Below are 597 nucleotides of genomic sequence, written 5' to 3'. Positions count from 1 at the left end.
CTACCTCGACCGCGCCCACATCAGCTGGCCGCTGCTGCGCCGCACGGACCATGTCACCCAGTGCCCGTACAAGGGGACGACGAGCGGCTACTGGTCCTTCGACGGCGGGACCGGCCCGCACGAGAACATCCTCTGGGCGTACGACTTCCCGACCGTCCAGGTCTCCCGCGTCGCGGGCCTGGCGGCGTTCTACAACGAGTACGTCGACCTGTACGTGGACGGCGCCCTCCTCCCCCGCCCGACCGGCACACCGGGGGTGCCGGCGCGGCCGGACGGCTGGCGGGACGGACGCGGACCGGACGGCCACGGCCGCGGCGGCGTCCCGGGCGTGAGGGACGGCTCAGGTCGGCCGGCGGAGCAGGAGGTCGATCACGCCGGTCAGGTCCTCCTCGCCGCTGCCCTCGGCAAGGCGACGGCGCATCAGCGCGAAGAAGGGCTCGAGCAGTTCCGCGCTGACGCCCTGTTCCCCGGCCGTGTCCAGGAAGGTCGGGGTGCCGGCCACCTGCATGGCGAGGGTGGAGGTGACGCCCTTGGTGTAGTCGCCGCTGCGCAGCTGTTCGGCGGTCCCGTAGACCGCAGGGGCCATCGCGGTGAGCC

Annotated in this window: 2 pseudogenes; one reads left to right on the top strand and one right to left on the bottom strand. The window is 73.2% G+C overall.

The window, feature by feature from the left end:
* Positions 1-244 (top strand): annotated as a pseudogene (locus LPA54_RS35265) (DUF427 domain-containing protein); the annotation flags it as partial.
* 96 nt (positions 245-340) lie between these two features.
* On the opposite strand, the pseudogene LPA54_RS35260 reads toward LPA54_RS35265, so the two are convergent.
* A pseudogene (locus tag LPA54_RS35260) lies at positions 341-597 on the bottom strand (NAD(P)-dependent oxidoreductase); the annotation flags it as partial.

Origin of the sequence: Streptomyces sp. DH12 (assembly GCF_020873895.1) — a bacterium.
Classification (GTDB): Bacteria; Actinomycetota; Actinomycetes; order Streptomycetales; family Streptomycetaceae; genus Streptomyces.
Note: the sequence above shows the minus strand (reverse complement) of the source record. Positions and strands in the feature narration are given on the sequence as shown.